Origin of the sequence: Hydrogenophaga sp., assembly GCF_051007235.1 — a bacterium.
In the GTDB taxonomy this organism is placed as follows: Bacteria; Pseudomonadota; Gammaproteobacteria; order Burkholderiales; family Burkholderiaceae_C; genus Hydrogenophaga.
On the sequence record NZ_JBPCSJ010000258.1, the window covers coordinates 1 to 18,619 of the forward strand.

20 protein-coding genes and 1 pseudogene are annotated in these 18,619 nt (G+C 63.7%); 9 read left to right on the plus strand and 12 right to left on the minus strand.

The annotated features are described in order from the left end of the window. On the minus strand, positions 1-509 hold a 509-nt coding region (locus ACR2JA_RS09280; protein ID WP_434008807.1), incomplete at its 3' end, for a sodium/proton-translocating pyrophosphatase. A gap of 312 nt (positions 510-821) precedes the next feature. On the opposite strand from ACR2JA_RS09280, the gene ppa reads away from it, so the two are divergent. Beyond that, on the plus strand, positions 822-1,358 hold the full coding sequence (gene ppa, locus ACR2JA_RS09285) for an inorganic diphosphatase (protein ID WP_434008808.1): 537 nt from the start codon (positions 822-824) through the stop codon (positions 1,356-1,358). An 84-nt stretch (positions 1,359-1,442) separates the two neighbouring features. Here ppa and ACR2JA_RS09290 read toward each other — a convergent pair whose 3' ends face one another. From ACR2JA_RS09290 to ACR2JA_RS09315, 6 genes are all read right to left on the minus strand, one after another. After that, entirely contained in the window at positions 1,443-1,844 is a 402-nt protein-coding gene (locus ACR2JA_RS09290; RefSeq protein ID WP_434008809.1) for a bactofilin family protein, read from the minus strand. A 2-nt stretch (positions 1,845-1,846) separates the two neighbouring features. Next, positions 1,847-2,365: a hypothetical protein gene (locus ACR2JA_RS09295; RefSeq protein ID WP_434008810.1), complete on the minus strand. Its 519-nt coding sequence runs from the start codon at positions 2,363-2,365 to the stop codon at positions 1,847-1,849. A gap of 50 nt (positions 2,366-2,415) precedes the next feature. Next, positions 2,416-2,991, minus strand: coding sequence for a bactofilin family protein (locus ACR2JA_RS09300; protein WP_434008811.1), 576 nt, complete (start codon positions 2,989-2,991; stop codon positions 2,416-2,418). A gap of 15 nt (positions 2,992-3,006) precedes the next feature. Then, entirely contained in the window at positions 3,007-3,456 is a 450-nt protein-coding gene (locus tag ACR2JA_RS09305) for a bactofilin family protein (RefSeq protein ID WP_434008812.1), read from the minus strand. Further along, complete coding sequence (locus ACR2JA_RS09310; protein WP_434008813.1) at positions 3,447-3,764, minus strand: hypothetical protein; 318 nt, start codon at positions 3,762-3,764, stop codon at positions 3,447-3,449. Before ACR2JA_RS09310 ends, ACR2JA_RS09305 begins: the two co-directional genes overlap by 10 nt. 94 nt (positions 3,765-3,858) lie before the next feature. Continuing rightward, positions 3,859-5,133, minus strand: coding sequence for a GNAT family N-acetyltransferase (locus ACR2JA_RS09315; RefSeq protein WP_434008814.1), 1,275 nt, complete (start codon positions 5,131-5,133; stop codon positions 3,859-3,861). A 25-nt stretch (positions 5,134-5,158) separates the two neighbouring features. On the opposite strand from ACR2JA_RS09315, the gene ACR2JA_RS09320 reads away from it, so the two are divergent. Beyond that, on the plus strand, positions 5,159-6,847 hold the full coding sequence (locus tag ACR2JA_RS09320; RefSeq protein WP_434008815.1) for an NAD+ synthase: 1,689 nt from the start codon (positions 5,159-5,161) through the stop codon (positions 6,845-6,847). Between the two features lie 93 nt (positions 6,848-6,940). Continuing rightward, positions 6,941-7,279: a P-II family nitrogen regulator gene (locus ACR2JA_RS09325; protein ID WP_310565008.1), complete on the plus strand. Its 339-nt coding sequence runs from the start codon at positions 6,941-6,943 to the stop codon at positions 7,277-7,279. An 18-nt stretch (positions 7,280-7,297) separates the two neighbouring features. On the opposite strand, the gene ACR2JA_RS09330 is transcribed toward ACR2JA_RS09325, so the two are convergent. From ACR2JA_RS09330 to ACR2JA_RS09340, 3 genes are read right to left on the minus strand one after another with little or no spacing between them, the layout of a single operon-like run. Further along, positions 7,298-7,885: a TIGR00730 family Rossman fold protein gene (locus ACR2JA_RS09330; protein ID WP_434008816.1), complete on the minus strand. Its 588-nt coding sequence runs from the start codon at positions 7,883-7,885 to the stop codon at positions 7,298-7,300. 23 nt (positions 7,886-7,908) lie between these two features. Continuing rightward, positions 7,909-8,298, minus strand: a complete 390-nt coding sequence (locus ACR2JA_RS09335; RefSeq protein ID WP_434008817.1) for a diacylglycerol kinase — start codon at positions 8,296-8,298, stop codon at positions 7,909-7,911. Next, positions 8,295-8,777, minus strand: coding sequence for an RDD family protein (locus ACR2JA_RS09340; RefSeq protein WP_434008818.1), 483 nt, complete (start codon positions 8,775-8,777; stop codon positions 8,295-8,297). Before ACR2JA_RS09340 ends, ACR2JA_RS09335 begins: the two co-directional genes overlap by 4 nt. A 330-nt stretch (positions 8,778-9,107) precedes the next feature. Between ACR2JA_RS09340 and ACR2JA_RS09345 the strand changes: the two genes are divergently transcribed. The 6 genes and pseudogenes from ACR2JA_RS09345 to ACR2JA_RS09370 all read left to right on the plus strand — a co-directional run bounded on the left by ACR2JA_RS09345 (position 9,108) and on the right by ACR2JA_RS09370 (position 16,777). Beyond that, the gene (locus ACR2JA_RS09345; protein ID WP_434008819.1) at positions 9,108-10,889 is read left to right on the plus strand and encodes an acetolactate synthase 3 catalytic subunit; all 1,782 of its coding nucleotides are present in this window, start codon (positions 9,108-9,110) and stop codon (positions 10,887-10,889) included. Between the two features lie 128 nt (positions 10,890-11,017). Further along, positions 11,018-11,509: an acetolactate synthase small subunit gene (ilvN, locus tag ACR2JA_RS09350; protein WP_434008820.1), complete on the plus strand. Its 492-nt coding sequence runs from the start codon at positions 11,018-11,020 to the stop codon at positions 11,507-11,509. Positions 11,510-11,587: 78 nt separating this feature from the next. Further along, positions 11,588-12,637, plus strand: a pseudogene (gene ilvC / locus ACR2JA_RS09355) (ketol-acid reductoisomerase); the annotation flags it as partial. 110 nt (positions 12,638-12,747) lie between these two features. Further along, positions 12,748-13,557 carry a CDP-diacylglycerol--serine O-phosphatidyltransferase gene (gene pssA / locus ACR2JA_RS09360; protein ID WP_434008821.1) on the plus strand — a complete coding sequence of 270 codons (810 nt, stop codon included), beginning with the start codon at positions 12,748-12,750 and terminating at the stop codon, positions 13,555-13,557. A gap of 236 nt (positions 13,558-13,793) precedes the next feature. Then, complete coding sequence (locus ACR2JA_RS09365; RefSeq protein ID WP_434008822.1) at positions 13,794-15,332, plus strand: 2-isopropylmalate synthase; 1,539 nt, start codon at positions 13,794-13,796, stop codon at positions 15,330-15,332. Between the two features lie 188 nt (positions 15,333-15,520). Beyond that, positions 15,521-16,777 (plus strand): serine hydrolase, encoded by a 1,257-nt coding sequence (locus tag ACR2JA_RS09370; protein ID WP_434008825.1) that lies wholly within the window; start codon positions 15,521-15,523, stop codon positions 16,775-16,777. Positions 16,778-16,850: 73 nt separating this feature from the next. Here ACR2JA_RS09370 and ACR2JA_RS09375 read toward each other — a convergent pair whose 3' ends face one another. Further along, positions 16,851-17,654: an IclR family transcriptional regulator gene (locus ACR2JA_RS09375; RefSeq protein ID WP_434008823.1), complete on the minus strand. Its 804-nt coding sequence runs from the start codon at positions 17,652-17,654 to the stop codon at positions 16,851-16,853. A 90-nt stretch (positions 17,655-17,744) separates the two neighbouring features. Further along, complete coding sequence (locus ACR2JA_RS09380) at positions 17,745-18,482, minus strand: arginyltransferase (protein WP_434008824.1); 738 nt, start codon at positions 18,480-18,482, stop codon at positions 17,745-17,747. Between the last annotated feature and the right edge of the window lie 137 nt (positions 18,483-18,619).

An 18,619-nucleotide genomic window follows, 5' to 3' on the forward strand; every position in this document is an offset into this window, starting at 1 on the left:
CCGATCAGCGGGTTGAGCAGCTTGGCCAGGTTCTTGTCGGGCGTGAGGTTGCCGTTGCCCACCAGGAACCAGAAGAAGCCGGCCACGCCCAGCAGGCCCAGCCCCACCACCAGCATGCCGGTGATGGCGCCACCGCGGAAGGCCACGTCCAGCGCCGGGCCGATGCCCTTGGTGGCGGCTTGTGCGGTGCGGACGTTGGCGCGCACCGATATGTTCATGCCGATAAAGCCGCAAGCGCCCGAGAGCACCGCGCCCAGCACGAAGCCGATGGCACTGGCGCCGTCCAGAAACACCCCGATGAGGATGGCCAGCACCACGCCGACAACGCCGATCGTGGTGTATTGCTTGGCAAGATAGGCCGCGGCACCCGCCTGGATGGCCCCCGCGATTTCCTGCATGCGGGCGTTGCCCGCGTCCTGAGAAAGAATCCAGCTGCGCGACCAGAAACCGTAGACCACGGCCACCAGCCCGCACACCAGCGCAAAGACCAGCGCAGATTGTCCAACCATCGTTTTCTCCTGCTCGAATTGCGTTTGACTTGGAGGGGGCAACGCCGTGAGGGGAGCCCCCGCTGCGTTGCTTCCTCGCGTCCGTCGCGCACCTTTGAAGGGGTGGGGCAGGGCGATTGGCCAACGGAATCAATGTAGCGGGAATTGCTTCAGTCGCGAACTGATCTGTGTCATGAAGTCAGGCTGGAATCAGTAAAATCAGGGTTAATCCCCAGCGCTGGCGGTCACGATCGCAGCGTTTCATGTCCGGTCCGTGACACCCTGGGAGTCAAGGGGACCGTCTCTGTTTTCCATCAACCCTCAGAAGAATCTATGTCTCTCGACAACGTCACCCCTGGCAGCAAGGTTCCCGAAGCGTTCAACGTGATCATCGAAATCCCGATGAACGCCGACCCGATCAAGTACGAAGTGGACAAGGAAACCGGTGCCATCTTCGTGGACCGTTTCATGAGCACCGCCATGCACTACCCGACCAACTACGGTTACGTGCCCAAGACCCTCTCGGGTGACGGTGACCCGGTCGACGTGCTGGTGATCACGCCCGTGCCGCTGATCCCCGGCGTGGTGGTGCCCTGCCGCGCCATCGGTATCCTGAAAATGACCGACGAGGCCGGCGAAGACGGCAAGGTGCTGGCTGTGCCGACCGACAAGATCCTGTCGCTGTACAGCCGCTGGCAAAAGCCGGAAGACCTGAACCCGATGCGCCTGAAGGCCATCGAGCATTTCTTCGAGCATTACAAGGACCTGGAAGCGGGCAAGTGGGTGAAGGTCCAGGGCTGGGAAGGCAAAGAGTCCGCCCACAAGGAAATCACAGACGGCATTGCCGCCTACAACAAGGCCAACAGCTGATCGTCTGCCACCCTTGAAAAAAAGGCCTGCCGGGGCAACCCGGCAGGCCTTTTTTGTGGCGGTTTGGACCGATCGATGGTCGGGTCAGGACTGGGTCGCGTCGATGTCGCCGCGGTATTCGATCTTGCCACGCACACGAGCGCGAGGGTGCATGTCGATCAGTTCGTCATAGCTGGCATCGCCGATCAGGGTCGCCGAGCCGGTGATCTCCAGCGCCTTGCGCGCGATCACGGTGCCCACCACCTTGCCTTCGATGAACACATAGTCCGCTTCCAGGCGGGTGTTCTCGATCACGCCGGTGGCGCCCACGTGCAGGGTGCCACCGTTCTCAAACGTGATGTTGCCCTTGAGCTGACCGTCGACCTTGATGCCCTGGTCGCGCGTGGTGTGGAAGTTGCCATCGAACACGGCGCCTTCGGCAATCAGGCTGGTGATGGCCGAGAGGCGTTCGGCTGGGACGAGGCGGGTGGATGCGGGGTTGTTCATGGTCAGGGTTCCTTGCTGTGCAACCAGTTTTCGGGTTTCAGAGGGGGGGATGGTTCGGGGTCGCGCTCAGCGCCGGGCTGGGGAGCGGTGCTGGCCGTGGACATCTGCGGTGCCGCGGCCCAACGGCTCTCGAATTTCAACGCCAAGGGTTGGGGCAGCTCTTCGCCTTCCGGGCTGTATTCGACGGCCTGCGGCGTGTTGGGATCGGGTTCGGTGGATTCGGGTACGGCCACCGGTGCAGGTTCTGCAGGCGCGGCAGCGGGCGACGGCGCGACCGCTGGGGCGGGCGATCCTTCCGCCAACAGCTGCAGCTGCTGCCATGGGGTGGGCCAGCCCGGCAGCACACCCAACCACAACCAGGCGGCCACACCGAAGACCGCCAGCGCCGGCATCAGGTAGCGCGACGCGGCCCACAGCACCCACCGCAAGGCCACGCGGCGCCGGGCCACCCAGCGGCCGCGCTGCCAGCTGGCCTGCAGCGCGGCACGGCGCAACGCCTCGGCGTCCGGCACGGGCGTCACGGGCGGAGGCGTGAAAGTGGTGACTGATCGGCGCCACAGCATGAACGGTGTCAGACCCCTGCCTTCTGGGGCGACACGCGTTCCAGCGTGGCGTTCAGGTCGGCACCGTTGACCTGGATGCGGCCATAGCGCACCAGGCCGTGCACGCTGGCGGTGTCGTGCAGGGCCACTTCGCCTTGGCCCGAGTCGAGCACGCCCTCGGTGCGCCCCATCACAGAAATTTTTTGCGCGGTGATGTCGCCTTTGACGTGTCCGGTCTCGGTCACGACCACCGAAACGACCACGCCGTCGGCCTGCGTGAGGTTGCCTTCCACCAGGCCGGCCACGCTGCATGGCCCGCGCAACAGCGCGTTGCCCACAAAGTGCATGCCTTCGGCCACCAGGCTGCGCGCCGTGGCGCTGTCGTGGTCGCCCATGGCCGGCAAGGCCTGCACCTCGGTGTGCAGGGTGGGCAGGGTGGCCGCCTGGCTGGGCGGCATGGACCGACCCACGTCCACTTCCAGTGTGGTCGGGTTGGCGTAGTCATCGCTGTAGCCGTTCTCAGGCAATCCCTGGTCGTTCATGTCGGGTGTTCCCATGTCTTGTTCGAGGTGTCGGTCCGGTTGCTGGTAACGGTGGGATTTCATGGCGACGCTGGGCGGTTAGGGACTTTCCGTGGGGGCGGCGTGCACGTCGTGCAGCACCGGCAGTTGGTCACCCAGTTTGAGCGTCTTGAACGGGCCCTGCAAGTCGGCGCCTTCGTACAGTTGCAGGCGACGTGCCATCAGGGTGCCGGTGGACACGCCGGTTTTGGACACGTAGGCCATGCCCCGGCATTCCAGGCTGGTGTCGTGCGGGTTGCCACCGGCCGCACCGAGTCGTCCGAACAGGTAGAGGTCTCCGCTGACGCGGATGCGGCCGCGCACCACGCCGCCGGTCCAGACGATCAGCCGCCCGTTGACCCGCACCTGGCCCGAGATTTCACCTTGCACGAGCAAGCCGCCATCGAACTGCAGGTCGCCGTCGAGCACCGTTCCCGCCGCCACACGGTTGACCACGTTCATCGCGATCGGGTCCAGGGTCAGCGTGTCTTGCGGCGTTTTCAGCTCCACAACCAGACTCCCCAGAAGACCGCCGTGCCCACCAGCGCTAGGCCACCGGCCAGCGCGATCAACAGTGCTCGGCGTTCCAGCGCGCGGCGCACCCGGCCGGGGCGCAGGCGCGGATGGCCAACGGGGTCGCAGGCGTGGCTGAGCACGGCCCATTCTTGCCAGACGCGGCTGAGCCGGCTTTCGCCGGTGCAGGGATCGACCTGGAGCCCATCCGCGTGATGGTTGGGTGACGCCTGACGCCGGCCCAGCAGCACCGAGAGCGGGGCCCCCACGATGGTGTGGGTGAAAAAGGCGTCGGTTTCATCCATGGGGGCGGAGTGTACAGAATGTGTAACTAAAGATTACATGTCATGCGCTTGGCGCATGACGCATGTCACGCGAAGGCAGTCACCGCGCGATGGCTCACGCCCGATTGTGCGGCAAGGGCGCAGGCGCTTCGTTCGGTGGCTTGAGCGGGCTGCGCCGTTCCAGTTCGCGCAGATAGTGGTCCACGCCCGAGCCTTCCCGCTCCAGAAAGCGCTCCACGGCGTCGGCAAAGGCCGGGTGTGCCAGCCAGTGGGCGCTGGTGGTGCGCACCGGCAGCAGAGCGCGGGCCATCTTGTGCTCGCCTTGTGCGCCGCCCTCGAAGCGCCGGAACCCGTGCGCGATGCACCACTGGAGGGGCTGGTAGTAACAGGCTTCGAAGTGCAGGCAGTCGACCCGTTCCAGCGCGCCCCAGTAGCGCCCGTACGCCACACCGCGCTCGGCGTCGATGCCGATCAGGCTGCTGGCCATGGGGTGGCCATCGCGCTCGGCGATGAACAGCAGCCAGTGCTCGGGCAGGGTGCGTGAGAGCCGCGCAAACGTGTCGCGGCTGAGGTAGGGCGCGTTGCCGTGTTCCAGGTAGGTGCGCTCGTAGCAGCGGTAGAAAAAATCCCAGTCCGACTCGGTGATAGCCGCGCCCTGCGCATGCCGAAAGACCACACCGGCATCCGTCACCTTGCGCCGTTCTTGCCGGATCTTCTTGCGCTTGTCCTGCTGCAGGCTGCCCAGGAAGTGCTCGAAATCGCGGAAACGGGTCTCGGCACCGTCTTCATCAGCGGTGGGCGTTCCGGGTGCGCGGTTGTGCCAGTGGAACTGCACGGTGTGGCGCAGCATCAGGCCAGCGGTGGCGCACGCTCGCACGTCCTGGTCCTGCAGGAACAGCAGGTGCAGCGATGACAGACCCTGGTCCTGCGTGCGTTGCAGCAGCGCTTGCACCAGCGCCGCTCGCGCAGCGCCGTCGGCGGCCAGCAGACGTGCGCCGGGCACGGGGGTGAAGGGCACAGCCACGAGACCCTTGGGGTAGTAACGCAGCCCGTGTTGTTCGTAGGCGTTAGCCCAGGACCAGTCGAACACGTATTCACCATAAGAGTGCTGCTTGATGTACAGCGGGCAGGCCGCCTGCAGCGACCCGGCCCGCCAGAGCGTCACAAAGCCGGGTTGCCAGCCGGTGTCGGCGGTGGCGCAGCCGCTTTCGTGCAGGGCGCAGAGGTATTCGAGGCGCACGAACGGGCTGGGGTCGGCCTCGTGGGCGAGCAGGGCGTTCCACGCAGCGGCGGGAATGTCCGCGGGGTGGTCGAACACCCGGATGACATAATCGTTTGGCCCTGGCGCGACGTCGCTTTCGCTGCCAGACGGCTCTGCGCGAACCCCCATTTGTTTCCCTCGTTGTTCCGAATCCATGACGCTCAAAATCAGTGTGGCCCAGCTCAATTTTGTGGTGGGCGACATGGCGGGCAACGCCCGTCGTATCGCCCAGGCCGCACGCGAGGCGCAGGCCCGCGGCGTGCGCGTGCTGCTCACGCCCGAACTGGCGCTGTGCGGCTACGCTGCCGAAGACCTGTTCCTGCGACCGGCCTTCATCGACGCCTGCGATCATGCGCTCAAAGCGCTGGCGGCCGAGACGGCCGACCTGAAAGACCTGCACATCGTGGTGGGGCATCCGGCCCGGCTAGATGCATCGGGCCGGCGCGAGCGCAGCGTGTCGGTGGCCAGCCTGTACAACGCGGCCAGCGTGCTGAGTGCTGGCCGCATCACGCACACCTACGCCAAGCGCGCGCTGCCCAACTACCAGGTGTTTGACGAGCGACGCTATTTCGTGCCGGGCCACCAGCCTTGCGTGTTCGATGTGCCGGGCGACGACGGTCGGCCGGTGCGGCTGGGCCTGCTGATCTGCGAAGACGCCTGGTTCGATGCGCCGGCGGCGGACGCCAAGGCCGCGGGCGCCGAGGTGCTGGCGGTCATCAACGCCTCGCCCTTCCACACCGGCAAGGGCGGCGAGCGCGAGGCCACGATGCGCGAACGCGCGAGCGCCGTCGGGCTGCCGCTGGTGTATGCCCACCTCGTGGGTGGGCAGGACGAAATCGTGTTCGAGGGCCGCAGCTTTGTGCTGAACGCCGACGGCGCGCTGGCCGGCCGCGCCATCAGCTTTGAAGAATCGAAGTTCGACATGGCGTTCGCCCGCCACAGCGATGGCTGGCACATCACGGCCGATACCGACCGGGCCCACAGCCAGGAGGCAGACCTGTGGCATGCCCTGGTGCTGGGGGTGCGCGACTACATCGGCAAGAACGGCTTCCCCGGTGCGCTGCTGGGCCTGTCCGGCGGCATCGATTCGGCCCTGGTGCTGGCCATAGCGGTGGACGCGCTGGGCCAGGACCGGGTGCGTGCGGTCATGATGCCGTCGCCGTACACCGCTGACATTTCCTGGATCGACGCGCGCGATATGGCCGCGCGCATGGGGGTGCGCTACGACGAGATCGCCATCGCACCCGAGTTCGAGGCGTTCAAGGCTTCGTTGGCGCCGCTGTTCGAAGGCCGCGCTGAAGACACCACCGAAGAGAACCTGCAGGCGCGCATCCGTGGCACGCTGCTGATGGCGCTGTCCAACAAGTTCGGCTCTATCGTGCTGACCACCGGCAACAAGAGCGAAATGGCCACCGGCTACTGCACGCTGTATGGCGACATGGCGGGCGGTTTTGCGGTCATCAAAGACGTGGCCAAGACCATGGTTTTCCGGCTGGCACGCTGGCGCAACGCGCACGACCCTTACGGCACGGGTGCCAACCCGATCCCCGAGCGCATCATCACCCGCCCACCCAGTGCAGAGTTGCGGCCCGACCAGAAAGACCAGGACAGCCTGCCCGAGTACGACGTGCTGGACGCCATCATCGAACGCTACATGGAGAACGACCTCAGCCCGGCGCAGATCGTGGCCGAAGGCTTCGCCAAAGCCGACGTGGACAAGGTGGTGCGTCTCATCCGCATCAACGAATACAAGCGCCGGCAGGCGCCGGTCGGCATCCGCGTGACGCACCGCAGCTTCGGCAAAGACTGGCGCTACCCCATCACCAGCCAATACCGCGCCTGAAGGCTTGGGGCCATGCGGCTTCCCAGCCTGCTGGCGCACGACCCTTGGGCATAATCGACGACCCAAGCCACCCGACCCGCACTGGAGACACCTATGAAGCAGATCACCGCCGTCATCAAACCGTTCAAGCTCGAAGAAGTGCGCGAGGCCCTGGCCGAGCAGGGCGTGACCGGTCTGACGGTGACCGAGGTCAAGGGCTTCGGGCGTCAGAAGGGACACACCGAGCTGTACCGCGGTGCCGAGTACGTGGTGGACTTCCTGCCCAAGGTGAAGGTCGAGGTTGTGGTCAAGACCGACGATGTGGACCGCTGCGTCGATGCGATCATCCGCGCCGCGCGCACCGGCAAGATCGGTGACGGCAAGATCTTCGTGACGCCGGTCGAGCGTGTGGTGCGCATCCGAACCGGTGAGCAGGACGAAACCGCGGTTTGATGCTGCTTGCGGACGCGCTCAGATCGCGTCCAGGCGGGGTGCGGGCGACAGGCCAGCGGCCTGCACGAGATCGGGCAACAGACGCGTGGCGTCTCTGTCCACGTGCACCAGGTCCATCTGCCACTCGCCCATGAACTGCTGCTGCACCGTGTGGCGCAAGAACTGCAGCAGCCCGTCGTAATAGCCGCTAAGGTTGAGCAGACCGACCGGCTTGTCGTGGTAGCCCAGCTGGCGCCAGGTCCAGACTTCAAAAAACTCTTCGAACGTGCCGATGCCGCCCGGCAGCGCAAGAAAGGCATCGGCGTGTTCGGCCATGAGGCGCTTGCGCTCGTGCATGGTGTCCACCACATGCAGTTCGGTGCAGCTGTGGTTGGCCCACTCCTTTTCGACCAGCGCCTTGGGGATCACGCCGATCACCCGGCCTCCCGCGTCCAGCGTGGCCTGTGCCACCGTGCCCATCAGGCCGTTGTTGCCGCCGCCGTAGACCAACTGGCCGCCGTGCTGGCCAATCCATTGACCGACGAGCCGGGCGGCGTCTGTGAAGTGGGGTTCACTGCCCGGGCGCGAGCCGCAGTAGACGCAGACGGAAAAAGCAGGCGAGGTCATGTGAGTTGAGGTGTGAAACGGGGTCAGCCCAGGCGTGCCCAGAGGGCCGCCACCCAGATGCCGGCGCACACCAGCAGGCTCAGCAGCACGGCAGCGCTGCCCATGTCCTTGGCACGCTTGGACAGGTCGTGCCATTCGGGGCCGATGCGGTCGATGGCGCTCTCCACACCGGTGTTGAGCAATTCCACCACCATGACCATGAGCACGGAGCCGGCCAGCAAGCCCACTTCCACCCAGTCCTGACCGAGCCAAAAAGCCAGCGGCACCAGGACCGCCGCGGCGATGGCTTCCTGCCGGAAGGCGGTTTCGCCCCAGCCGGCGCGCAGCCCGGCCAATGAATAGCCGAAGGCGTGCGCCATGCGGGACAGCCCGGTGCGTTGCTTCTGGGCGTTGACGGGTTCGCGCGGGGTCATGGGTGCCAGAACTTTCTGCGTTTGGGGGGCTCGGCGGGTTTGTGGTGCACCAGGCGCGTGCCGGCCAGCGCATCGTGCAGGAACTGGCGTTGCGGGTGGAAACGCGACAAGGTGGCCCAGATGGCCACCCAGCCGATCACGATCACGGCGAGTTCTCCGCCCGGCAGGCCGTACAGCCCACCCACCGCCAGAGGCGGCAGGAACCACAGCCAGGACAGCGTGTAGCGCAGCAGGGCACGGGCTTGCGTCAGCGCCGCGCCGTGACGGTCCACCACCCGGATGTGCCAGGTCTTCATGGCCAGCGTCTGGCCCTTGGCCCAGAACCAGGTGAAGTAAATGCCAAACACCACGAACAGGAAGGCCTGCTGCATGTGGCGGTTGTCCAGGGCGTGGCGCGTCTGGGTGAGGGTGGAAAACAGGTAACCCGAGATGAACACGACGCCGAACATCAGCATGCCTTCGTAGAGCCAGCAGGCCATGCGGCGGGCGACGGGTGGGGAGGTGAGCGGGGGTGGAGCAGGCGTCTGGGCGGCTGTGTGGGGCTGTGTGGCGGTCATGTCTGGGCGTCGGCAAAGGCCCGGAATTGTCGCATCGCGGCGAAGTCCGCCCGATTTCGCCAGAGGTGTCGCCCCAAAGTCATGCGGCAATGCAATAATGTCGGGCTGCAATTCAAAAAAGCAAACGGGTCTAGGTCCGGCGGGGTATGTGTCCGCTCATGTCCTTTGGCCTCAAGTTCCAACGCCGCCTCACAAGGGTGGGTGAAGGAGCACCCAAGGTATTTCGTCAGAGAAATTCTCGAAAGGTTCATCATGGAAATCACCAAGGCCGAAATGGCCTCGGCAGCCGCTGCTGCCACGCAATCCCCCGCTCCCGAACAGCTCAACGGCGCCGAAATCATGGTCCGCGCCCTGCAAGCCGAAGGTGTTAAGTACATCTGGGGTTACCCGGGCGGTGCGGTGCTCTACATCTACGACGCCCTGTACAAGCAGGACACCATGCAGCACGTGCTGGTGCGTCATGAGCAGGCGGCGGTGCACGCGGCGGACGGCTACGCACGCGCCACCGGTGACGTCGGCGTGGCTCTGGTCACCTCCGGCCCTGGCGTGACCAATGCCATCACCGGCATCGCCACCGCTTACACCGACAGCATTCCGATGGTCATCATCACCGGTCAGGTGCCGTCGGCCGCCATCGGCTCGGATGCTTTCCAGGAGTGCGACACCGTTGGCATCACGCGACCCGTCGTCAAGCACAACTTCCTGGTGAAGGATGTGCGCGACATGGCCATGGTGATGAAGAAGGCTTTCCACATCGCCCGCACGGGCCGCCCTGGCCCGGTGGTGGTGGACATTCCCAAGGACATTTCGTTCAACAAGACCGCCTGGACGGGGTATCCCGAGACGGTCGAAATGCGCTCCTACAACCCGGTGCGCAAGGGCCACGGCGGCCAGATCCGCAAGGCCCTGCAGTTGCTGCTGGCGGCCAAGCGCCCCTACATCTACACGGGTGGCGGCGTGCTGCTGGGCAACGCCGTGCAGGAACTGCGCACGCTGGTTGACCTGCTGGGTTACCCCGTGACCCACACGCTGATGGGCCTGGGCGCCTACCCAGCGACCGACCGCAAATTCCTGGGCATGCTGGGCATGCACGGCACGGTCGAGGCCAACCACACCATGCAGAACTGCGACGTGCTGCTGGCCGTGGGCGCGCGCTTCGATGACCGCGTGATCGGCAACCCCAAGCACTTCGCCTCGGTGGAGCGCAAGATCATCCACATCGACATCGATCCGTCGAGCATCGCGAAGCGCGTCAAGGTTGACGTGCCCATCGTCGGCGACGTCAAGGACGTGCTGACCGAGCTGATCAACATGATCAAGGAAGGCCAGACCAAACCCGATGAGAAGGCGCTGTCGGCCTGGTGGGAAACCATCGAGGGCTGGCGTTCGCGCGACTGCCTGCGCTTCGACCGTTCCAACACCCAGGTGATCAAGCCGCAGGCCGTGGTGGAGCAGCTGTGGAGCCTGACCAAGGACGACGACTGCTACATCACGTCCGATGTGGGCCAGCACCAGATGTTCGCAGCGCAGTTCTACAAGTTCAACGAGCCGCGCCGCTGGATCAACTCAGGCGGTCTGGGCACCATGGGTGTGGGCCTGCCGTACGCCATGGGCATCAAGCTGGCCAAGCCCAATGCCGACTGCTGGTGCGTCACGGGCGAGGGCTCGATCCAGATGAATATTCAGGAACTGTCGACCTGCCAGCAGTACGGCACGCCGGTCAAGATCCTGGCGCTGAACAACCGTTACCTGGGCATGGTGCGCCAGTGGCAGGAACTGATTTACCAGGGCCGCTACAGCCACAGCTACATGGACGCGCTGCCGAACTTCGTGAAGCTGGCCGAAGCGTACGGTCATGTCGGCATGCTGGTCGAGCGTCCGCAAGACGTCGAGGCGGCTCTGCGCGAAGCGCGCGCCATCAAGGACCGCTGTGTCTTCATTGATGTACGCACCGACCCGACGGAAAACGTCTGGCCGATGGTGGAAGCCGGCAAGGGCATCACCGAAATGCTGCTGGGCTCCGAAGAGCTCTGATCCATCCCCCGCTGGTGCCGTGGCGTGCAAGCGTCTGGCGCCAGCATCTCCCTTCGACGAATCTATCTGCAGCCGAGCCTGCGCATTACCGTGCGCAGGGGAGGGCTCAGAAAAGAGGAATCTTCATCATGAAACACATCATCGCTGTCCTGCTCGAAAACGAAGCCGGTGCGCTCTCGCGCGTCGTCGGTCTGTTCTCGGCCCGTGGTTACAACATCGAATCGCTCACCGTGGCGCCGACGGAAGATCCGTCGCTCTCGCGCATGACCATCCAGACCACCGGGTCGGACGACGTCATCGAACAGATCACCAAGCACCTGAACCGCCTGATCGAAGTGGTGAAGGTGGTGGACCTGACCGAGGGCGCTTACACCGAGCGCGAACTCATGCTGGTGAAGGTGCGTGCGGTCGGTAAGGAGCGCGAGGAGATGAAGCGCATGGCCGACATCTTCCGCGGCCGCATCATCGACGTGACCGAGAAGAGCTACACCATCGAGCTCACCGGCGACCAGGGCAAGAACGACGCTTTCCTGGATGCCATCGACCGCAGCGCGATCCTGGAGACCGTGCGCACGGGCGCCTGCGGCATCGGTCGCGGCGAGCGCAGCCTTCGCGTTTAAGATTGCAGGTTTTTCGGGCTCAGCCGAACCGCCGTTCGGGCTGGGCCTGTCGAGGGCCTTCGACGGGCTCATGTTCGAACGGCACACCAATACCCCCAAAGAGGAATGACCATGAAAGTTTTCTACGACAAAGACTGTGACCTGAGCCTGATCAAGGGCAAGACGGTGGCCATCATCGGCTACGGTTCGCAAGGCCACGCCCACGCCCAGAACCTGAACGACAGCGGCGTGAAGGTCGTGGTCGGTCTGCGCAAGGGCGGCGCTTCCTGGGACAAGGTGGGCAAAGCCGGCCTGACCGTGATGGAAGTCAACGACGCCGTGAAAGCTGCTGATGTCGTCATGATCCTGCTGCCCGACGAGCAGATCGCCGAGGTCTACACCAACAACGTCGCGCCCAATATCAAGCAGGGTGCCTCGCTGGTGTTCGCCCATGGCTTCAACGTGCACTACAACCAGGTCGTGCCCCGCGCCGATCTGGATGTGTGGATGGTCGCGCCCAAGGCCCCCGGCCACACCGTGCGCAACACCTACACCCAGGGTGGCGGCGTGCCCCACCTGATCGCGGTGCACCAGGACAAGTCCGGCAAGGCCCGTGATCTGGCCCTGAGCTATGCCATGGCCAACGGCGGCGGCAAGGCCGGCATCATCGAGACCAACTTCAAGGAAGAGACCGAGACCGACCTGTTCGGCGAGCAGGCCGTGCTGTGCGGCGGTGCGGTCGAGCTGATCAAGATGGGTTACGAGACCCTGGTTGAAGCTGGCTACGCCCCTGAAATGGCCTACTTCGAGTGCCTGCACGAGCTCAAGCTGATCGTCGACCTGATCTACGAAGGCGGCATCGCCAACATGAACTACTCGATCTCCAACAACGCGGAGTTCGGTGAGTACGTGACCGGTCCGGAAGTGATCAACGAAGAGTCGCGCAAGGCCATGCGCAACGCGCTCAAGCGCATCCAGAACGGTGACTACGCGAAGATGTTCATCCAGGAAGGTCGCCTGAACTATCCGAGCATGACCGCCCGCCGCCGCAACACTGCCGATCACCAGATCGAAGTGGTTGGTGCCAAGCTGCGCGCCATGATGCCCTGGATCGCCAAAAACAAGCTGGTCGACCAGACCCGCAACTGATCGCCTCGGCGTTCACGACAAAGGCCACTTCGGTGGCCTTTGTCATTTCTGGCGAACTGGCCACTGGCTTACACTGCCAGCATTGCCCTACGGGCCTCAAACGGTTTCACATGCAAGACGGTACCGAACCCCTCCAAGACAGCGGCCAGGAGGCCCCCAAGCGCAGCAAGGGCATCTACATGCTGCCCAATATGATCACCCTGGCGGCCTTGTTTGGCGGCTTCTACGCCATCGTGATGGCCATGAACGGCCGCTTCGATCTGGCGACCCTCGGCATCTTTGCGGCCATGGTGCTCGACAGCATGGATGGGCGCGTCGCACGCCTGACCAACACGCAGAGCGCGTTTGGCGAGCAGATGGACTCCTTGTCGGACATGGTCTCCTTCGGCGCGGCTCCAGCGCTGGTGGCCTACGTCTGGGTGCTCAAGGACATCGGTCGCTGGGGCTGGATCGCTGCCTTCGTGTACTGTGCCTGTGCCGCTCTGCGGCTGGCGCGTTTCAACGTCAACACCGGCGTGGTGGATAAGCGTTACTTCCAGGGTCTGCCATCGCCTGCGGCCGCGGCCCTGGTGGCCGGTCTCATCTGGCTGGCCAACGAACTGGAGCTGGACCGCACTGCGCTGACGTGGCCGCTGTTTGCGCTGACGCTGTACGCTGGCCTGACCATGGTGACCAACGTCCCGTTCTACAGTTTTAAGGACCTGAGTCTCAAGAAGAGCGTGCCGTTCGCGGCCATCGTGCTGGTGGCGCTGGGCATTGCCGTGATCAATATCCACCCGCCCACGGTGCTGTTCGGGGTTTTCATGATCTATGGTTTCTCTGGCTACGCCATGTACTTCTGGCGCCGGTCCAAGGGGCGTCCCACCAGTGTCATCAGCACGTCCACCGACGAGCCGGACGAGCGTGGCCTGCACGAGTGACCCGGTCCTTATGACGTCGATGGTTTTCCTCTATCTGGGTGCCCAAGGCTTTGTGCTACATTGCACCACATGAAACATGTTTCGTTTGCGCTACTACTGGATGTCCTTGACGGGCAGGTTCGGTAACGCGCGAGCGACTTCCTACAACGGCCCGTTTGCACCCGCAGCGGGCCGTTTTGTTTTCTACTGCGGGTTTTTTCAAGTGCTGCCCACGAGGCAACCCACCGGAGAATCACATGACCGACAAGCTCATCATTTTTGACACCACCTTGCGCGATGGAGAACAGTCGCCTGGCGCGTCCATGACCAAGGACGAGAAGCTGCGCATCGCCCGCCAGTTGGAGCGCCTGAAGGTGGATGTGATCGAGGCCGGTTTTGCCGCCAGTTCCAACGGAGACTTCGATTGTGTGCAGGCCATTGCCAACACGATCAAGGAGTCCACGGTGTGCTCGCTGGCCCGTGCGAACGACCGCGACATTTCGCGTGCGGCCGAAGCGCTCAAGGACGCCAACCGTGCCCGCATCCACACTTTCATCGCGACCAGCCCGCTGCACATGGAGAAAAAGCTGCGCATGACACCCGATCAGGTGTTCGAGCAGGCCAAGCAGTCGGTGCGTTTTGCCCGCAACTTGGTGGAGGACATCGAGTTCAGCGCCGAGGACGGTTACCGCTCAGAGATCGACTTCCTGGCCCGTGTGGTCGAAGCGGTGATCAACGAGGGTGCCACCACGATCAATATCCCGGATACCGTTGGCTATGCCGTCCCGGAGCTGTACGGCCACTTCATCAAGACATTGCGCGAGAAGGTGCCCAATTCCGACAAGGCGATCTGGTCTGTTCACTGCCACAACGACTTGGGCATGGCGGTGGCCAACTCGCTGTCTGGCGTCAAGATTGGTGGTGCACGCCAGGTGGAGTGCACGATCAACGGCCTGGGGGAGCGTGCCGGCAACTGTTCGCTCGAAGAAATCGTGATGGCGGTCAAGACGCGCCGCGACTACTTCAACCTCGATGTCGGCATCGACACCAGCCAGATCGTGCCAGCCAGCCGCATGGTCAGCCAGACCACCGGTTTTGTGGTGCAGCCCAACAAGGCGGTGGTGGGTGCGAATGCGTTTGCACACGCTTCAGGCATTCATCAGGACGGCGTTCTCAAAGCACGCGACACTTACGAAATCATGAGGGCCGAAGACGTGGGCTGGAGCGCCAACAAGATCGTGCTGGGCAAGCTCAGCGGCCGCAACGCCTTCAAGCAGCGCCTGCAGGACCTCGGGATCGAGATGGAATCCGAATCGGAGATCAACACGGCCTTCGCCAAGTTCAAGGAACTGGCCGATCGCAAGAGCGAGATCTTCGACGAGGACATCCTGGCCTTGTGCAGCGACGAGAGCGTCACCGCTGAAAAGGAACACTACGGCTTCGTATCGCTGGCACAAAGGTCCGAGACTGGCGAGCGCCCCCACGCGGAAATCGTGATCACAGTGGCGGGTAAGGAAGTCAAGGCGACTTCCGACGGTAACGGCCCGGTCGATGCCTCGCTCAGGGCCATCGAGTCGCACGTCAAGAGCGGCGCTGAAATGGTGCTGTATTCGGTCAACGCGATCAGCGGGTCGACAGAAAGCCAGGGCGAGGTCACGGTGCGCCTGCAGCACTCGGGTCGGGTGGTCAATGGTGTGGGAGCAGATCCCGACATCATCGTGGCGTCGGCCAAGGCCTATCTGAGTGCCCTCAACAAGCTCAGCAGCAAGGCTGATCGTGTCGCAGCGCAAGGCTGAAATTAAGAAAAATCAAGGACTTGTCATACAAACTTACTCACGAGGGACGAATTGGCGTCGTCATTGACCGCAATTCGATCCATCATGAGGAAGTGTTTACAAGTTTTTGATATTGCTAGATTTTTTGCTTTTGCTTATACTCCGAGCCAGTGGGTTTAATGGGTTGGAGTGGGCACATGATTCATCGCATGCAAGGCATCCGTTACGCGCTGAAGCTGGCGGCTGGGGCGGTGCTGACCGTCGGTTTGTCCGTCTCGGTGCCGGCATCCGCAGCCAGCGCTGCCGCAAGCACTGGCAAGGCCAAGAAAACCGTCGTTGCCAAGTCTGCCGACAAGGGCAAAAAGCCCGTGGTGGCCAAATCGGGTGCAGGGAAAACCGCAGCGGCGGTACGTACCGCCCAGAAGTCCACCAGCAAAAAGTCCGTGATTGCAGCGGCCCGTGGCAGCAAAAAAGGAGCGCTTCAAGCGAAAGCCTCCTCGGCGCGTGCATCCAAGCTGGCCAAGGCAGTGCGGCCCGAACGTCTGGCGCGAACGTCTGGTCTGAAAAATCAACCGATTCGTCTGGCCTCAGGCAAAGCCAAGCCCGACGCCAGAGCCGAGATGTTGGCGGCTTCCGTTGTCCGGGTGCCCGTGGAACCCCGCGTTTCTGCGGGTGAGCGTTTGGGCCTACGGGACTCGCACGACGCGTTGGACCTCAATTCGAGTGTGGCCCTGGTGGTGGACCAAGACACCAGCGAAGTGCTGTTCAGCAAGAACGACACCGCGGTGCTGCCGATCGCTTCACTCACGAAGCTGATGACCGGTCTGGTGATCGCTGACGCGCATCTGTCGCTGGACGAACAGATCACGATCACGGAAGACGACGCGCAGGTGTATCGCAACAGCCGGCTCGCGGTGGGTACCACGCTGTCGCGTGGTGAGTTGATGCACCTGGCCTTGATGTCGAGTGAAAACCGCGCGGCGAATGCCCTGGGCCGGACGTATCCCGGCGGCTCCGAGCAGTTCGTGCGTTTGATGAATGCCAAGGCCCGTGAGCTGGGCATGCGCGACACGCGCTATGTCGAACCGACCGGTCTGTCGAGTCAGAACCAGTCCAGCGCACGCGACCTGGCGACGCTGGTGTCGGTCGCCTATGAGCGTCCCATCTTGCGCAGCCTGTCCACCTCACCCAGCCACCAGCTGGAACTGGGTCGTCGTACGCTGCAGTACAACAATTCAAACCGGCTGATCCGTAACCCCGAATGGGAGATCGGTCTTCAGAAGACGGGCTACATCTCGGAAGCGGGACGTTGCCTCGTGATGCAGGCCAAGGTGGCCGGACGCAAGCTGATCATGGTGTTCCTGGACTCCGCCGGCAAACTCAGCCGTGCGCAGGATGCCGAGCGTGTTCGCCGCTGGGTTGAGGCCCAAAGCATCCAGCAGTATTTCGTTCGGCCCCAGGGCTGATGACGGCTCGCAGACCACCATGAAAAACGGCCCTTGTGAGGGCCGTTTTTCATGGTGTGTCCCCGTGGCCGTTTCAGCGCGGTGTTGCCAGCGTCGTCTGCGCCGTGGGGCATCCCAGGGCCGCCGAAATTTCGGCTGCTGTGGCGCGGAGCTTGGGGACCCAGTTCTCGTCGATGCGATCGGCCGGTGCTGAAATCGACAGGCCGGCGACCAGCTTGCATTGATCGTCGTAAATGCCAGCGGCCATGCAGCGCACACCCAGCTCCAGCTCCTCGTTGTCGCGGGCCATGCCGGCCTGACGGCACTGGTTGAGCTCGCGTTCCAGCGTGGGCAACTGCGTCAGGCTGTTGCGGGTGTTGCCCGCCAGGCCGGTGCGTGTGGCGTAGGCCCGCACGCGCTGTGGTTCGTCGGCCGCCAGGAAAAGCTTGCCCACCGATGTCAGGTGCAAGGGGGCACGGCCGCCGATGGCCCGCACCACCTGCATGCCCGAGCGTTCGCTGTAGGCGCGTTCCACATAGACGATTTCGTCACCCTGGCGCACGCTCAGATTGACCGGTTGCTGGATCAGTTTGTGCAACTCGCGCATGGGCTGCAGTGCGGCGTCGCGCACGCTCAGGCGTGCTTTGACCAGGTTGCCCAGCTCCAGCAGGCGCATGCCCAGCCGGTAGCTCCCGGCCTCTGGCCGATCAACGAAACGGCCGATGGTCAGGTCGTTGAGGATGCGGTGCGCCGTGGAGGGGTGCAGGCCGGTTTTTTCGCTGATCTCTTTCAGCGATACGGGCTCCTCCCGGGAGGCCAGCACCTCCAGCAGGTTGAACATGCGTTCAATCACCTGGACGGTGGGGGTACTGGGCAGGCTATCGGATCGTTTGTTCATGGCGGCAAAAAGGTTGCCACTATTTTACAAGATGAAATTGGGACTCCGTAGCATGGGGCGCGCCTCGGCGGCCACGCTACCGCTGTGTTGTCAGTTGCCCTGCACCCAATTCCCGTCGATCAGCAACTGATGTGGTCGAAACCCTGCCTTGTAAGCCATCTTGCCGCTCTGTTCGATCCAATACCCCAGGTAGACATGGGGCAGATCCAGTGTGCGGGCCTGTTCGATCTGCCACAGCACGCTGTAGGTGCCGTAGCTGGCCACGTCGTCCGGTTCGTAGAAGGTGTACACCGCTGACAGTCCGTCGTTGAGCACATCCACGATGGACACCATTTTCAGCCGGGCCGGCTGTTCTGAGGTGGCCGGTTCGTGGAATTCGATCAAGCGCGAGTTCACACGGCTCTGGAGCAGGAACTGGGTGTATTGGTCGATGCTGTCGTGGTCCATGCCGCCGCCGGCATGGCGACTGTTCTGGTAGCGCAGGTACAGCTGGTAGTGCTCAGGGATGAAGCAGAGCTTGAGCACCCTGGTTTCCAGGTGCGCGTGCCGCGTCAGGCAACGCCTCTGGCTGCGACTGGGCTGAAATCCCTGGACCGGAATGCGCAAGGGCACGCAGGCCCGGCAACCATCGCAATAAGGCCGGTAGGTGAACATGCCGCTGCGCCGAAAGCCGTGTGTCACCAGATCGGAGTACGCGTCGTTGTGGATCAGATGGCTGGGGGTCGCCACCTGCGAGCGTGCCTGGCGGCCGGCCAGGTAGCTGCACGGGTAGGGCGCCGTCGCATAAAACTGCAGCGCCTGGAGTGGAAGTTCTTTCGGGTGGGTCACGCGGGGGATGCACCGTTGGGAAGAAGCCGATTCCAGTATACGGGCTTGTAATGCCACGCCGGAGCGGTGTATGGCAGCGCCTGCCGCAGTTGCTTGCAAAACGCATGGCGCGGCATGGGGCGGGCGCCCATCGACGC

Bases quoted from the DNA above. Each gene is read 5' to 3' on its own strand.
- ACR2JA_RS09320 (WP_434008815.1), top strand. From the start codon at position 5,159: ATGACGCTCAAAATCAGTGTGGCCCAGCTCAATTTTGTGGTGGGCGAC.
- ACR2JA_RS09300 (WP_434008811.1), bottom strand. From the start codon at position 2,991: ATGAAATCCCACCGTTACCAGCAACCGGACCGACACCTCGAACAAGAC.
- ACR2JA_RS09290 (WP_434008809.1), bottom strand. From the start codon at position 1,844: ATGAACAACCCCGCATCCACCCGCCTCGTCCCAGCCGAACGCCTCTCG.
- ACR2JA_RS09325 (WP_310565008.1), top strand. From the start codon at position 6,941: ATGAAGCAGATCACCGCCGTCATCAAACCGTTCAAGCTCGAAGAAGTG.
- ACR2JA_RS09375 (WP_434008823.1), bottom strand. From the start codon at position 17,654: ATGAACAAACGATCCGATAGCCTGCCCAGTACCCCCACCGTCCAGGTG.
- ACR2JA_RS09335 (WP_434008817.1), bottom strand. From the start codon at position 8,298: ATGACCCCGCGCGAACCCGTCAACGCCCAGAAGCAACGCACCGGGCTG.
- ACR2JA_RS09370 (WP_434008825.1), top strand. From the start codon at position 15,521: ATGCAAGGCATCCGTTACGCGCTGAAGCTGGCGGCTGGGGCGGTGCTG.
- ACR2JA_RS09340 (WP_434008818.1), bottom strand. From the start codon at position 8,777: ATGGCCTGCTGGCTCTACGAAGGCATGCTGATGTTCGGCGTCGTGTTC.
- ACR2JA_RS09365 (WP_434008822.1), top strand. From the start codon at position 13,794: ATGACCGACAAGCTCATCATTTTTGACACCACCTTGCGCGATGGAGAA.
- ACR2JA_RS09315 (WP_434008814.1), bottom strand. From the start codon at position 5,133: ATGGGGGTTCGCGCAGAGCCGTCTGGCAGCGAAAGCGACGTCGCGCCA.
- ACR2JA_RS09310 (WP_434008813.1), bottom strand. From the start codon at position 3,764: ATGGATGAAACCGACGCCTTTTTCACCCACACCATCGTGGGGGCCCCG.
- ppa (WP_434008808.1), top strand. From the start codon at position 822: ATGTCTCTCGACAACGTCACCCCTGGCAGCAAGGTTCCCGAAGCGTTC.
- pssA (WP_434008821.1), top strand. From the start codon at position 12,748: ATGCAAGACGGTACCGAACCCCTCCAAGACAGCGGCCAGGAGGCCCCC.
- ACR2JA_RS09345 (WP_434008819.1), top strand. From the start codon at position 9,108: ATGGAAATCACCAAGGCCGAAATGGCCTCGGCAGCCGCTGCTGCCACG.
- ilvN (WP_434008820.1), top strand. From the start codon at position 11,018: ATGAAACACATCATCGCTGTCCTGCTCGAAAACGAAGCCGGTGCGCTC.
- ACR2JA_RS09330 (WP_434008816.1), bottom strand. From the start codon at position 7,885: ATGACCTCGCCTGCTTTTTCCGTCTGCGTCTACTGCGGCTCGCGCCCG.